A 14,221-nucleotide genomic window follows, 5' to 3' on the forward strand; every position below is an offset into this window, starting at 1 on the left:
GGGCGGGGGGGGGGGCGGGGGCCGGGCCGGGGGCCCCCGGCCGCCCTGTGGGGCGGCCCGGGGGGCCGGGCCGGGCCCGGGCACCACGGTCGCTCACTTCTCCTCGTCGCGGACCACCACGACCGGGACGGTGGCGTGCCGGGTGCAGTGCTGGGCCACCGAGCCGATCAGCATCCCCGCGAAGCCCCCGAGGCCACGGCTGCCGACCACCAGCAGGTCCGCCCCCCGGGCCGCCTCGACCAGTGATCCTGCCGGGGAGCCGTAGCGCGCCTCGGTGCGCACCTCGACCGGCGGGTCCTCCCCCACGGCCTGCCGGACGGCCCGGTCGGCCTCCTGCCGCGCCCGGCTCTCCAGCGCCGCCTCGTCGGTGACTCCCGGGGGGAACCAGCCGCGCGCCCCGTGGTAGGTCGGGTACTCCCAGGCGATCACCGCCACCACCTCCCCGCCGGTGAGCTCCGCCTGGCGCACGGCCCAGCGCAGGGCCCGCTCGGACGACTCCGAGCCGTCCACCCCGACCACGATGCGGCCCTTCTCCTCAGGCTGGTCGGCCATCTGTCCTCCTCGACTCGACGGCGGCGGAGGATCGCACCGGGCGGTGGCCCGCCGTCACCGGGCTCGGGGTCCAGCCTGGTACCGACCGCACCCGGTCCGCAGTCCGGCTGGTCCGGGCGGGTGCGTGTGCCGGGGCCGGCGCGGGTGCCGGGGCCCGGGTGTGTGCCGCGGCCGGTGACCGGCGGGCCCCGGGTCGGCGGCGCGACCCGGGGCCCGGGGAAGGCGGAACGGGATCAGCCGTCGTTCTCCGGCGCCGGCAGCGCCCGGCCGACCGGCCTGCCCAGGACCTCCAGCTCGCCGCCGTCGGCGACGGCCAGCCCGAGCAGCAGCCCGAGCAGCGTGGTCTTCCCGGCGCCGTTCGGCCCGGCCAGCCCGTGGATCCGGCCGGGCGTCAGCTCCAGTCCGATGGCGTCGAGCGCCACGACGTCGCCGAAACACTTCGTCAGTCCCCGTGCGCGTACGGCGGGTTGGGTTCGGTTCATGGCTCCTTCTCGCAGGTCCCCAGGGAACCTAGGGGGTTGACGGGGCGCCGTCAGGAGCGCCTGGTTGAACTCCGTCGGAACAGCAGCGGCCGGGCCTGTGGCGGTCCTGCGGCCATCCCCGGGGCACCGAGTGGAAACCTTCAGATGAAAACGGATATCGTTTCGCTGGATCGCCCGCACCGAACCGGTTGCGGGGTTTGATGAACATGACAAACATTGGCAGAAGGCGAAGCCTCGAATGCGCACGGACACGGCGGCGGGAGTCGGGATGCGAGTGGACGCCGTTCTGGCCGAAACCTGGGTGGACCGCTGGGAACGCCAGCAGGAGCGGTACGCGGTGGAGCGCGAGGAACGCTTCACCGTCATCACCGACGTGCTGGAACAGACCGTCGGCCACCACGAACGGCCGCTGATCGCCGACCTCGGCAGCGGGCCCGGCTCGCTGTCGGCGCGCGTCGCGGCCCGCCTGCCGCACGCCGAGATCCTCGCCGTCGACATCGACCCGCTGCTGCTCGCCCTCGGCCGCGCCCGGCACCCCGAGGTCGCCCGCTGGGTCGAGACCCTGATCGGCCGCCCGGGCTGGGTCGAGGAGCTCGGCCTCGACCGCCCGCTGGACGCCGTGATGTCCACCACCGCGCTGCACTACCCGCCGCCGGACGCGCTGCTCGGGATCTACCGCGACCTCGCCGGCGCACTGCGGCCCGGCGGCGTGCTGGTCAACGGCGACCACCTCATCCCCGAGGACCGGCCGCTGGCCGAACTCGCCCTCGCGATCGGCCGGCGCCGGGCCCAGCGCCGGGGCGCCGACGCCGCCGAGGACTGGTCCCAGTGGTGGGCCGCGGCCGGGCGGGTCCCCGAGTTCGCCGACCTGCTGACGGCCCGGGAGCGCCAGCTGCCCCCGACCGACGGCGCCGGCAACGGCCTGTCGGCGGCCCGGCACGGCGAACTGCTGCGCGAGGCCGGCTTCCGGCAGGCCGGACCGGTGTGGCAGTACGGCACCAGCTCCGTCCTGGTCGCCCTGCGCTGACCCCGCCCGCGAACCGTCCGGACCGGCCGGTTCCGCCCGGCACAGTCTTTGCGATGGCATGGCGGACGCGCCCTGTCGATCACCCGGGGAAAGGGTTACGGTTTCCCTCGGTCGCCGACGCCCGCCGCGGTGGGAGCCGCACGCGGCGTCCGACCGCGCGCGCCCACGCCGACGCGCGGACCGCCGGGGGACGCGGGCCGACACGGGGCAGCCTGTCGGCGGCTGCGGACCCCGCACGCCGACTTCGACGGAGAGCTGGTTTCGCATGCGGCCCTTACCGCTGTATCTCGAACCACGGCTGGAGGCCCCGCTCCGATCCCTCCTGGAGGAACACGACCTCCTGCACACGCTGACCGACGCCCTGGGCTCGCCCCTCAACCTGCTCCTGCCCGAGCAGATCGCACGGAACCTGGAGCGCTTCCAGGCCGTCTACCGCAAGCACCACCTCACCGGCCGGATCCACTTCGCCCACAAGGCCAACCGCTCCAGCGCCCTGGTCCGCCGGCTCGCCGCCACCGAGGCCGGACTGGACGTCGCCTCGCTCGCCGAACTCCAGCACGTCCTCGGGGCCGGCTGCCCGCCCGAGCGGATCATGGCGACCGGGCCGAAGAACCGCGAGTACCTCTGGCTGGCGGCCCGCACCGGCGTCACCGTCCACCTGGACTCCCGCGCCGAACTCGACGACCTGGCCGACCTGGTGCGCAAGCAGGCCCTGCCCCCGGTACGCGTGATGCCCCGGCTGTCGGGCTTCCGGGCACCAGGGGTCACGGTGCTCACCCGGCCGAGCCGGTTCGGCACCGACATCGGCGAACTGGACGAGCTGCTCGACGCGCTCGAACGCCACCGCGACGCCGTGGAGACGACCGGCGTCGCCTACCACCTGGACACCACCGGCATGGCCGAGAAGGCCGTCGCCCTGGAAACCTGCGTCACGGTGATGAACGAGTGCCGGCGCCGGGGACTGCGGCCCCGCACCATCGACATCGGCGGCGGCTTCGGAGTCGACTACCTGGCCGACGGCGCCCAGTGGGAGCGGTACACCACCGAGCTGACCAACGCCGTCCTGGGCAAGCGCCCCCCGCTGACCTGGCAGGGCCACGGCTACGGGCTGCGCGCCGAGTCCGGCCGGCTGCGCGGCGCCCTCGGCCTGTACCCGGCGCACCGCCCGGTGGCCGCCGCGGACTACCTGGACGAACTGCTCTCCTGCCCGGCGCCCACGCTCGGACGGCCGCTCGGCACCCTGCTGCTGGAGAACCTCTACGACCTGGCGGTGGAGCCCGGCCGGGCACTGGCCGACCAGTGCGGGGCCACGCTCGCCCGCGTCCTGGAGGTCCGGCACACGGCGGGCGGCGAGCCCCTGGTGCGGCTGGAGATGAACGCGCGGGACGTCGGCCTGGAGGAGCACGGGGTGCTGATGGACCCCCTGCTGGTCCCCCGGCCCGGAGCGCCCGGGGCCTCTGCCGGGGCCTCTGCCGGGGACCCGGTCGGGGTCTACCTGATCGGCAACCTCTGCCTGGAGACCGACCTGATCACCCGCCGGACGGTCTTCCTGCCCCGCCTCCCCGCACCCGGCGACCTGCTCGCCTTCGCCAACACCGCGGGCTACCTCATGGACTTCAGTGCCGGCCGGGCGCTGCGCCAGCCCGTGGCGCGCAAGGTCGCCGCGTACCGGCAGGACGGCGCCTGGCGCTGGCGCCTGGACGAGCAGTACTGGCCCGTCGACGTGACGACGGGCGGAGAACACCGGGGGGACGGACAGCCATGAGGTACGACAGCATCACCGACGCCATCGGCAACACCCCGCTGGTCCGGATCGACCCGGCGGTCACCGGCCTGCGGCACATCGACCTGTACGCCAAGCTGGAGATGCTCAACCCCTTCGGATCCGTCAAGGACCGCGCCGCCTGGAACATGACCCGCGAGGCCCTGCCCGGCGCCGTCGAACGCGGCGACACCATCGTGGAACTGTCCAGCGGCAACACCGCCAAGGCCCTCGCCCTGATCGCCGGCCTGCACGGACTGCCGTTCAAGAGCGTCACCAACCGGATGAAGGTCCCCGAGATCAAGGACCTGCTCCTGCTGCTGGGCGCGGAGATCGAGGAACTCCCCGGCCGCACCGAGTGCCTCGACCCGACCGACACCGACGACCCGCTCACCCGCATCCACCGGATGCTCACCGAGGCCGACTCCGGCTACCTGCACACCGACCAGTACTACAGCCCGCTCAACCTCGACGCCCACCTCACCGGTACCGGGCCGGAGATCGTCCGGGACCTCGACGGCCGCGCTCCGGACCACTTCGTCGCCTGCGTCGGCACCGCCGGTTCGTCCACCGGCGTCGCGGCCGTGCTGCGCGCCCACAACCCGGCCGTCGAGGTGCTCGGACTCGTCGCCCACAAGTCCGACTTCATCCCCGGCATCCGCACCATCGACGAGGTGCACGAGGTCGGGCTGTTCGACCCCGCCACCTACGACACCATCGCCTCGGTCACCTCCGACCAGGCCATCGAGGGCATGCTCACCCTGGTACGCCGCTGCGGCCTGCCGGCCGGCCCCACCAGCGGCGGCGCCCTCTTCGGCGCACTGCGCCACCTGCGCACCGTGGACGCCGAGTCGACGCGACGGGCGACCGGCGAACGGCGCACCGCCGTCTTCATCGCCTGCGACCGGGTGGAGAGCTACCTCAGCTACGTCCGCCGCCGGCGGCCCGAGCTGTTCAACCAGCCCGCCCGCCCGAACTCGGTGGAGGCCGTGACACCGGCCGAGCTGGCCGCCGCCCGGACCATCGAGGTCGACGCCGCGCGCAAGTGGATCGCCGAGGAACGGCCGCTGGTGGTCGACCTGCGCGGCCCGCACGCCTACGCGGCCCTGCACATCGAAAGCTCGATCAACATCGTCGACGAGCTCTTCGACGAACTCCTGTACGGCGGCCTGCCGTTCGGCACCCACCAACCCGTGCTGCTGGCCTGCCCGGTCGGCGAGAAGTCCGCCCGGTACGCCGCGCTGCTCGGCCGGATGGGACACCGGGACGCGCGCAGCCTGACCGGCGGCGTCATCGCCTGGCGCGACGCGGGCGCCCCGCTGGTCCGGGACTGAACGGAGCCCGCCATGACGACCCACGACACGCTCCTCGCCGAACTCCGCGACTGGCACCGCGAACTGCGTGCCCAGTTCCCCATCGTCACCGGCAACCCGGACCAGGCCTACCTGGACAGCGCGGCCACCTCGCAGAAGCCCCGCGCGGTGCTCGACACCGTCCAGCGCTACCTGACCACCGCCAACGCCAACGCCGGCCGCGGCACCTACACCTGGGCCAACGCCACCACGGCGCTGGTCGACCGGACCCGCACCCGGGTCGCCCGATTCCTCGGCGACCCGGCACCGCAGCAGCGCTCCGGCGTCCACTTCGTCAGCGGCGCGACCGAGGGGCTGCGCACGGTGGCCCGGGACTGGCTCCCCCACCACCTGCGGGACGGCGACGAGATCATCGTGCCGTTCGCCGACCACCAGGCGAACGCCCTGCCCTGGTTGGAGGCACAGCGGCTGCTGGCCGCCCAGGGCGTGCGCATCACGGTGCGCGAGCTGCCGTACGACCCGGCCTCGCACGACTACGACCACCGGGCGCTGGCCGAACTCGTCACCCCGCGCACGGCGTTCGTCGCCGCCACCCATGTGCACCACGTGTACGGCGGCGACATGAACGTCCACCGCATCCGGGCCGCCGTCGGCCCGCGGGTGCCGATCTGCCTGGACGCCGCGCAGAGCGTCGGCCACCTTCCGGTGGACGTCGGCACGCTGGACGTCGACTTCGTCGTCTTCTCCGGGCACAAGGCCATGGCCCTGCCCGGCACCGGAGCGGTGTGGGCCCGCAACACCCGGGGCCCGGTCTTCGCCCCCGGCGGCTGGAGCGGCACCCCCAACACCAGCGGGATCGCCGGCCTGGAGGCCGCCCTGGACTGGCTCGAGGCCGCCGGGCCGGACCGCATCCAGCGCTGGAACACCGCCCTGGCCGCCCGGCTCACCGACGGGCTGCGCACCCTGGCCCCGTACGAGGTCCTCGGCTGCCAGTCGAGCCTGGCCGCCGACTCCGAGGTCCAGCGGCGCGAGGGCATCGTCACCTTCCGGCACCGCGGGATCGGCTCCAACGACCTGGGGTTCATCCTCGCCAGCCACGGCCTGATGGTGCGCGCCGACGGCCACTGCCAGGCACGCGCCGGCGAGAGCGAGAGCTCGGTGCGGGTCAGCCTGCACGTCTACAACACCCCGGAGGAGGTCGACCTGCTGCTCTCCGTCCTGCGCGGGCTGTAGCGACCGGGCCCGGCACCTCCCGTCGGACCGACGACTCCCGCCGGGCCGTCACATCCGCTGGAGGTTGCGCACCAGGCCGGTCATCTTCGGCGAGGGGGCGACGTTGAGCTCCCGCTGCAGGAACGAACGGTAGTGCTGGTAGGAGCGCAGCGCGCTGGCGAGGTTGCCCTCGGCGAGGTGCACCTCGACCACGATCCGGTGGGCCGTCTCCCGGACGGGGTCGATGGCGATCGCCGCCAGCGCGGTCTGGAGCGCCGACAAGTAGCGCTCCGCGTCGCACAGTTGGTGGGCCAGACCCTCCAGGGCGTACAGCCGCAGCTGATCCCACCGCTCGCGTTCCAGGGTCAGCCACTCCTCCTCCCAGCCCGGCAGGAGTTCGGCGGCGAGGTCGTCCACGATCTCGTCGCAGCTCGTCGGCAACTGGTCGAGCCCGGCGACGACTTGCCGCGCCGAGCGGCGGGCGGCGCGCAGGTCCACCCGGACCGCCGGCGCGAGGCGCAGCCACTGCCCAGGGCTCTCGACCGGTACGGCATGCGCGCGCCGCCGCACGTGGTAGAGGGCGGTGCGCAGGTTCGCGGCCGCACGGCGCTGGGTGCAGTCCGGCCAGAGCCGCTCGGCGGCCGCGCCGCGCGGCACACCGTCGTCGTGCAGGGCGAGGAAGGCCAGCAGGTGCTGCGCACTCACCGGGAGGGCGATGCGGTATCCCTCACCGGTGGCCTCGAAGCCCCGCAGCAGCTCGATGCTCGGACCGTCCCACAACACACCCCCACTCTGGCGCGGTACGCCGTCGCCCGCACCCGTTCGGGCGCGATCCGGTTGCGGCCGAGGCCCGTCACGGCCGTGTCCGTCCGGCTCCGGATCTCCGTCGCGCGCGCGTCACGCGGACGTTGCGGCGACGTCACGGCGCCGCCGCCCGGGCGTCGCGGCCGTCGTCGCCGACCGTCACGGCCACGCCCCGCAGTCGACCGGCCGACACCCTAATGGGCCGCCCCCGAACGGGTGTTGGAGCAACCGCCGGTCCGTCGCGGACATGCCGTCCGGTCCGCGGACACGCCGGCGGTCACGGTGCGTGCATCGACCGGCCCGTGACGAGGAGAACGTCCACGGCGGATCCGCCACGCGGAGGCGACGCGTCCGCGACGGCGCCCCGGCGCCGGCCGTGACGCTCCCGGGCACACCCGTGCGACGGGCGGCCCGTTGACTGGCACCACCTGCTGATCGGCGGGACGCACCCAGCGCACCGCCCGACGTCGGAAGGCGATCCCCCATGAAGGCCAGATCGGTGCTGCGCGGCATCCCCGCCCCCGAGGACGGACTCCTCGGTGACCCGGCCGTGTGCATCGCCGTCCTGGACGGTCCCGTCGACCTGTCGCATCCCTGCTTCGAGGGCGCGGACCTGACCCGGCTGGACACGCTCGTCACCGAACCCGCCGGCCCCGGCCCGATGTCGCTGCACGGCACCCACGTCGCGGGCCTGCTCTTCGGCCGGCCCGACGGCCCGCTGCCCGGGATCGCCCCGCGGTGCCGCGGACTGATCCTGCCGGTCTTCACGGACGCGGGCGAGGGACGGGTGCCCCAACTCGACCTGGCCCGGGCCGTGGAGCGTGCCGTGCAGGAGGGGGCGCACATCATCAACATCAGCGGCGGCGAGGCCGGCACCGGCGAGCAGCCGGATCCCCTGCTGGAGCGGGCGCTGCGGCTGTGCGAGGACAGCGGGGTCCTGGTGGTCGCGGCCGTGGGCAACGACGGCTGCGACTGCGCCCAGGTACCGGCCTCCGTGCCGACGGTGCTCGCCGTCGGCACGGCCGGCCCGGACGGCGAGCCGCTGGACATCAGCAACTGGGGCTCCGCGTACGCCACCCACGGTGTCCTCGCCCCCGGGAGCGACATCGAGGGCGCCGTACCTGGCGGGGGCAGCGCCGAACTGACCGGCAGCAGTTTCGCCACACCGCTGGTGGCCGGGGTCGCCGCCCTGCTGCTCGGCGCGCAGGTGCGCGCGGGTCGCCCGCCCGACCCGCGGGCGGCCGGCCAGGCCCTGTTGCGGGGCGCGCGGACCGTGCCCTGCGAACCCGCCGACGCACCCCAGTGCCGGCGCCGGCTGGTCGGCCACCTGGACGCGGCCCGTGCCTACCAGCTGATCACCCGATCAGACCTGACGGACCGGCCGGCCAGTGCCGGGTCCACGGCGGACGGCACCCGCCGCACCACCCTCTCCCCCGAGATCGGGCTCGCCACGGCCGGCGCACCCGCACTGCTCGGGACCTCCCCTTACGACTCGCACGAGGGAGCCAGCACCATGGACACCCAGAGCGTTCCCGTCGCCACCCCCGAGGCCGTTCAAGCCGCCCAGGCCGCACCGGCCGCACAGACGGCCCCCGTCGCCCAGGCCGCACCGGGCCCGGAGGCCGCCCAGGCCTACCAGGCCGCGCAGACCTCACCGGCCGCACAGGGCGCACCGTACGAAGCCCTCGCCACGGCCGCAGCCGCCGCCGGGGTGACGGGTGCCACCGCCGCGGGCATGCAGCCCGCCGGCGCCACCGCCGTCCCGCCGCCCATGCCACTGGCCGCGCCCGCCCCGGCCGCGCCCGCGCCGTCCACCGGCGCGACGGTGCTCGGCCAGGCCCCGGCGGCCCCCTGCGCGTGCCAGGGCGGCGGGCCTTCGGGGGCCGGGCTGCCGGGGGCCGTGCCGTCAGGGTCCGTACCGTCCGGGGCCGTGCCGTCGGGCGGCGCACCGTCGGGCGGCGGCGTCCGTCCCTCCTGCGCGTCGACCAACAACCGCCCGCTGGTGTTCGCGATCGGTCAGGTCGGGGTGGACTTCCAGACCGAGGCCCGCCGGGACAGCTTCCGCCAGCTGATGGACCCGGTCGAGCGGGAGGTCGAAGGCCATCCCGGCGTGACGAAGGAACTGCCCGCCAACCCCTACGACGCCGAGCAGCTGCACAAGTACCTGACCGCCAACCCGTGGGCCTCCGACAAGGTCACCTGGACGCTGAACCTGGAGAGCACACCGGTCTACGCGATGGAGGCCGAACCCGCGGCCGGCATGGACTGGACCAGCAACCCCCTGGTGCAGCTCGGGTCGAAGGCGGAGGTGGAGGCGATCGTCAACGACCGCAGCAAGCTCGCGGACGCCCTGCTGGCACTCGCCGCGCCCGCCGCCCCGGTGTCCACGATCTACCGGTCCTTCCGGGACGCCTACCTCGGCCAGAACAAGTACACCCAGGACGAGGACGGCTACATCTCCCGGATCTCGATACCCGGCCGACTGACCGACCGGACCGTCCGGCTGTTCTCCGGACAGGTCGTGCCGGTCGTCGAGGTCAAGAGCCGCGGCGTCTACATCTGGTACCAGAAGCAGCTGGTGGACGCCGTGGTGAAGGCCGTCCTGACCCAGGCGCACCACGATTCGCTGACGGTCGACGAGACCTACATCCGCAAGACCATGGACGCGTTCCTCGACAAGGTCTACTACCAGTTCCGCAACCTCGGGCAGACCTCCGCCGACCGGGCGCTCAACTCCGCCGGGACGAACGCGTTCTCGGTCGCCGGCCCGATCAGCAAGGCCATGCTGCTGGGCCAGAGCGTCCCCAGCACCGTGCGCAAACCCGACCAGCCGGTCTCCCTCTACTGCATCGACACCATCTCCGTCGGGAAGAGCCCGTACTGCCGTATGGGATCGGACTGCCAGGACGTGAAGGTGACCTTCTTCGACCCCGAGGACGACCGGCACGCGCGGGTCTCCATGCTGTTCACGATCGACGTCAGCGACGAGTTCCCCGTCACCCTGGCGCCGGCCCACCAGTTCCTGGAGTCCTGAGCATCCGGCACCGCCGGTGTCCACGCCGGCCGGACGCGCCCACGCCACCCGCCAGGAGGAGGCGGACCATGAAATCCACCGCAGCGCTCCCCAAGCCCACACCAAGACTGCCGGTCCTCGCCCAACCCGTCCGTCGGGACGGCCGGGACGAGGCCGGCCCGCTGCCCGGCGGCCCGGGCGTCGCACCGGCCCGGTCGGCCTGCGCCGGCCTCACCGGCCCCGCCCGGAGCATGTGCTACGCCGCCCTCTGACGGCCCGCCCCGCGGGACCGGCGCAGGACGGAGTGCCACCAGCACCACGAGAAAGGGATGAGCAGACATGACCAACGAAGAATTCCGTGAATTCCGTGAGGAGCGCCGGACGTGGTCCCCCACTCCGCAGCTCCCGAGGCTGGCCGAGCCGGTGGACCGCACCCGCCGCGCCGGCGGCGCCCTGGGCGACACCCCGGGCGTCGAGGCCGACTTCGACTGGGGCAAGCTCGCAGGCACTCTCGCGAACGTGGCCTCCAGCATCTTCTGACGAGGTACCCCGTGCCGGCGACGGGCCCGAGCGGTCCGTCGCCGGCCACCCCGCCCGGTGACCGAGCCGTGTCCGGCCGACCACCGGAGCACCGAACAGGAGAGACAGAACCATGTACGAGCAGCCGCCGCCCCAGGTGCCGCCGATCGACCGCACGGTCGGCTACGACCCGTACCTGAAGGTGTACAAGGAGACCGTCGACGTCGGCGACGGCCGGAACGCGGCCGCGCCGCCCGTCCGGACGCCCGTCGGATTCACCAGCGGCCCTCCCCCGACCGGCGTGGTGGCCCCCACCTTGAAGGCGGGCACGGCTCCCGCCGAGCACTCGACCATACTGATCATGGACGGCCCCGGAGGGATCTACGGCCCCAGCTTCGCGGACCCGGCCCCCTGGGCCTGCGGCGGCGCCCCCACCCCCGGCTGCCTGCCGCCCCCACCCCCCGCCATCGGAGGCCTCTACTGAACCCTGCCAGCCGTCCCCGTACACACGAAGGGAAGAGCGACCATGACCATGGAAGACGTCCGCGAGGAACACCGGGTGTGGTCCCCCACCCCGCAGCTCCCCAGGCTGGCCCCGCCGGTCGACCGCACCGGCCGCACCGGCGGTGCCCTGGGCCGGAACCCGGGCGTGGAGGCGGACAGCTTCTGGGACGACGCCTGGAGCGTCGTCAAGACAGTGGGCCCGATCGTCGGCGCCGCACTGCTCTGACGGCATCCACCCACGGACACAGCGTCCGTACCGTGCCGGCCGCGCGGCCCATCCGCCGCACGGTCGGCACACCGCTGTCCCGGTGCGCCCCGGTTCTCCCGCCCCCTGTCCGGCCGAACGTCCGCTCGGTAGCATGAACCCGCTTCCGCCCGTGGCCCCGAGGGGACGAGTGACCGCCGTGATCGGCCTGACCGCAAGCAGCGCGCACGACGTCCTGGACGTCGACGTGGACATCGACCTGCTCCTGGACGACGACGGCGACACCGCCGCGGTCCACCCCCCGGTACCGGAAGCCCCGGTGTCCGGGGCCCCGGTGCTGATGACCCCGCCGCAGAGCACCCAGGTCGTCTTCGAGTTCGACCCGCCGGTCCAGCTCGACCCGCCGCTCCTGGTGGACGCGCTGCCCCCGCAGGTCGTCCGGGCGGTCGTCGACGACCTTCCCGGCCCCGCCGACCGCTGAGGCCCGCGCCGCCGCATGGACCCCGACGACCCCGCCGCGCACCGCTACGCACACCCCTTCGACCGCTTCCCCTCCCACCGCGAGCACCAGGCCCGATGGGCCGAACTGTCCCGTGCGATCGCCGCGGCCGGCCCGCCGGACGGTGAACCGTCGGAGCGCAGGGGCGAGTTGACCGTCCTCGGCTCCGGCATCGAGGCCGCCGGCTTCACCCGGGCCGACGAGCGCCTGCTCCTCGAGGCCGACCACGTCTTCCACTGCGTGGCCGACCCGGCCACGATCGTGCGCATCAACGCCTGGCGCCCGGACGCCTACGACCTCGGTGTCCTCTACGACGACGCCAAGCACCGCTACCTGACGTACGTCCAGATGTCGGAGGCGATCCTGCACTTCGTGCGGGCCGGGCACCGGGTGGCGGCGGTCTTCTACGGCCACCCGGGCATCTTCGTGCTGTCCAGCCACCGCGCCGTCCGGATCGCCCGCCGCGAGGGCCACACCGCCGTGATGCGGCCGGGCATCAGCGCCCTGGACGTGCTCTGCGCCGACCTCGGCGTGGACCCGAGCACCCCCGGCATGCAGACCTTCGAGGCCTCCGACCTGCTGATCCGCGGCCGGCGCCTCGACCCCGGCCTGCACCTGGTGCTCTGGCAGGTCGGCATCGTCGGCGAACTCGACTACCGACGCGGCGGGTTCACCAACCGCCACCTGCCCGTCCTGGTGGACCGGCTGGAGGAGGTCTACGGGCCGGACCACACCGTGGTCAACTACGTCGGCGCCCGCTACCGGGGCCTCGACCCCGTCACCGACCGGCACACCGTGGCCGCCCTGCGGGACCCGGCCGTGCGGCGCACCGTCACCAGCGCCTCCACCTGGTACCTGCCGCCCGCCGTCGCCGCCCCGGCCGATCCGGCGGTGCTCGAACGCCTCGGTCTGCTCGGACCCGGTCGGACCGTCCGCCCGCCCGACGGCCCGCTCCGGGTCGTCGACGCGTACGGCCCGCGCGAACTCGCCGCCCTCCGCGACTTCGCCGACTTCCGCATCCCGCCCGGCTTCCACTGGCAGGAGGACACCCCCGGCGCCCGCTTCGCCCTCGCCCTCGGCGAGGACAGCGTCCTGCGCGAACGCTACGTCCGGGAGCCCGCGGCCGCCGTGGCGGACTGGGCCCCGCCGGACCTCGGCGCCGACGAGCGCGCCCTGCTGGCCCGGCGCGAGGACCTGGCCCTGCAGGCCGCCGCCCGGGGCGTCCCCCGGCAGCCCCGGCCGGAGGCGGCGCGCCGCCTGCGCACCCTGCTCACCCGCAAGTCCGAGGCCCGCAGGCTGGCGCAGGACGGCTCGGCGGGCTGGCCTTCGATCCGGCGCGACCTGGACGCCGTCCTCGGCGGGGCCCTGTACCCGTGGACGGGCCTGTACGGCACCCCGGACGGCGACCTCTCGGTCTACGTCCTGGGCCGCGCCACCGACCCGCCCCGGCACCGGGTTCACGTCGACGGCCGCCGCGTCACCGATCCGCGCTACGCGCACGGCGTGCTGCGCTGGCGCGCGGCGGACGGCGGCCCCGGCGGCGAACTGCGGACGGAGTTCGGCCGCGACGGGCGGCGTCGGCTGACCGGAACCGTCGCGGGCGCGGCGGTGCGCCTGACCGACTACCCGCTGCCCGAGGTGCCGCCGCTGGCCGACCTGGTCGGCGGGTACCGCAGCGAGGGCCTGCGCGTGGACGTCACCTCCGGCGCCCCCGGCTCGGCCCCGCGGCTGAGCGTCACCGTCGACGAGGAGCCCGTCACCGCCGCCGTGGTGGTCGGATCGGCGGGCTTCGAGGTGGACGGCGTCACCGTCCCGTTCTCCGCGGCGGTGGCGGAGGTCCCCCCGTGCCTGTACGGGGAGTACCGGCTGCGGCTGCCCGGCCGGCCGGGCGGCGCCCGTCTGCGGGTCGCCCCGGACGGTGTCGTGCTCGACGGCCGGCCCGTGGCCGAGGCCTCGCCGAGCGGCCGGCGGCTCGGCTGGCAGGACGGACCGGAACCGCTGCCCTCCGCCGAACTCACCCTGCTGCTCGACCCGATCACCCTGCATCCGATGCTGCACGGCACCGGCCGGACGGCGGACGGCGCACCGTTCCCGCTGCTCGGCATGGTCCCGGTCGACGACGAGGCCGCCCGGCTGCTCGCCGCCCGGCCGCGGTTCGGCATCCCGGCCGGCCCCTGGGCCCGTCTGACGGCGCTCGCGGCCAGGGCGAGCCACGACGGCGGGCTGTTCTGGTGGCACGGCTGGGAGCAGTCGGCCACCGCCCTGCGGACGGTGGAGCGCGCCCTGTGGGAGCGCGGTCCGTAGGAGGTCGGCCGGTGGCGCCCGGCAC

The 14,221-nt window shown here is 74.6% G+C and carries 13 protein-coding genes and 1 pseudogene; 11 read left to right on the forward strand and 3 right to left on the reverse strand.

The annotated features are described in order from the left end of the window. Positions 1 to 93: 93 nt before the first annotated feature. On the reverse strand, positions 94 to 552 hold the full coding sequence (locus tag ABZ449_RS04555) for a universal stress protein (protein ID WP_360340067.1): 459 nt from the start codon (positions 550 to 552) through the stop codon (positions 94 to 96). Positions 553 to 788: 236 nt separating this feature from the next. Further along, positions 789 to 1,034 (reverse strand): annotated as a pseudogene (locus tag ABZ449_RS04560) (ATP-binding cassette domain-containing protein); the annotation flags it as partial. Between the two features lie 238 nt (positions 1,035 to 1,272). On the opposite strand from ABZ449_RS04560, the gene ABZ449_RS04565 reads away from it, so the two are divergent. The 4 genes from ABZ449_RS04565 to ABZ449_RS04580 all read left to right on the forward strand — a co-directional run bounded on the left by ABZ449_RS04565 (position 1,273) and on the right by ABZ449_RS04580 (position 6,369). Next, a complete protein-coding gene (locus ABZ449_RS04565; RefSeq protein WP_360340070.1) occupies positions 1,273 to 2,061 on the forward strand; it encodes a class I SAM-dependent methyltransferase in 789 nt (262 codons plus the stop codon). Positions 2,062 to 2,326: 265 nt separating this feature from the next. Further along, positions 2,327 to 3,826 (forward strand): Y4yA family PLP-dependent enzyme, encoded by a 1,500-nt coding sequence (locus tag ABZ449_RS04570; RefSeq protein ID WP_360340073.1) that lies wholly within the window; start codon positions 2,327 to 2,329, stop codon positions 3,824 to 3,826. Further along, positions 3,823 to 5,157, forward strand: coding sequence for a pyridoxal-phosphate dependent enzyme (locus ABZ449_RS04575; protein ID WP_360340076.1), 1,335 nt, complete (start codon positions 3,823 to 3,825; stop codon positions 5,155 to 5,157). Before ABZ449_RS04570 ends, ABZ449_RS04575 begins: the two co-directional genes overlap by 4 nt. A gap of 12 nt (positions 5,158 to 5,169) precedes the next feature. Next, on the forward strand, positions 5,170 to 6,369 hold the full coding sequence (locus ABZ449_RS04580) for an aminotransferase class V-fold PLP-dependent enzyme (protein WP_360340079.1): 1,200 nt from the start codon (positions 5,170 to 5,172) through the stop codon (positions 6,367 to 6,369). Between the two features lie 48 nt (positions 6,370 to 6,417). Here ABZ449_RS04580 and ABZ449_RS04585 read toward each other — a convergent pair whose 3' ends face one another. After that, positions 6,418 to 7,131, reverse strand: a complete 714-nt coding sequence (locus tag ABZ449_RS04585; RefSeq protein ID WP_360340082.1) for a BTAD domain-containing putative transcriptional regulator — start codon at positions 7,129 to 7,131, stop codon at positions 6,418 to 6,420. 505 nt (positions 7,132 to 7,636) lie between these two features. Here ABZ449_RS04585 and ABZ449_RS04590 point away from each other — a divergent pair. The 7 genes from ABZ449_RS04590 (at position 7,637) to ABZ449_RS04620 (ending at position 14,196) form a co-directional block, all read left to right on the forward strand. Continuing rightward, on the forward strand, positions 7,637 to 10,186 hold the full coding sequence (locus tag ABZ449_RS04590; protein WP_360340085.1) for a S8 family serine peptidase: 2,550 nt from the start codon (positions 7,637 to 7,639) through the stop codon (positions 10,184 to 10,186). A gap of 68 nt (positions 10,187 to 10,254) precedes the next feature. Further along, complete coding sequence (locus tag ABZ449_RS04595; RefSeq protein WP_360340088.1) at positions 10,255 to 10,437, forward strand: hypothetical protein; 183 nt, start codon at positions 10,255 to 10,257, stop codon at positions 10,435 to 10,437. A 67-nt stretch (positions 10,438 to 10,504) separates the two neighbouring features. Further along, positions 10,505 to 10,705 (forward strand): hypothetical protein, encoded by a 201-nt coding sequence (locus ABZ449_RS04600; RefSeq protein WP_360340091.1) that lies wholly within the window; start codon positions 10,505 to 10,507, stop codon positions 10,703 to 10,705. Between the two features lie 112 nt (positions 10,706 to 10,817). Then, on the forward strand, positions 10,818 to 11,168 hold the full coding sequence (locus ABZ449_RS04605) for a hypothetical protein (protein WP_360340094.1): 351 nt from the start codon (positions 10,818 to 10,820) through the stop codon (positions 11,166 to 11,168). A 42-nt stretch (positions 11,169 to 11,210) separates the two neighbouring features. Then, complete coding sequence (locus ABZ449_RS04610) at positions 11,211 to 11,414, forward strand: hypothetical protein (RefSeq protein ID WP_360340097.1); 204 nt, start codon at positions 11,211 to 11,213, stop codon at positions 11,412 to 11,414. A gap of 169 nt (positions 11,415 to 11,583) precedes the next feature. After that, positions 11,584 to 11,874, forward strand: coding sequence for a hypothetical protein (locus tag ABZ449_RS04615; RefSeq protein WP_360340100.1), 291 nt, complete (start codon positions 11,584 to 11,586; stop codon positions 11,872 to 11,874). Between the two features lie 15 nt (positions 11,875 to 11,889). After that, a complete protein-coding gene (locus ABZ449_RS04620; protein ID WP_360340103.1) occupies positions 11,890 to 14,196 on the forward strand; it encodes an SAM-dependent methyltransferase in 2,307 nt (768 codons plus the stop codon). The last annotated feature ends 25 nt before the right edge of the window (positions 14,197 to 14,221 follow it).

Source organism: Kitasatospora sp. NPDC005856, from assembly GCF_040629945.1.
Lineage (GTDB): Bacteria > Actinomycetota > Actinomycetes > Streptomycetales > Streptomycetaceae > Kitasatospora.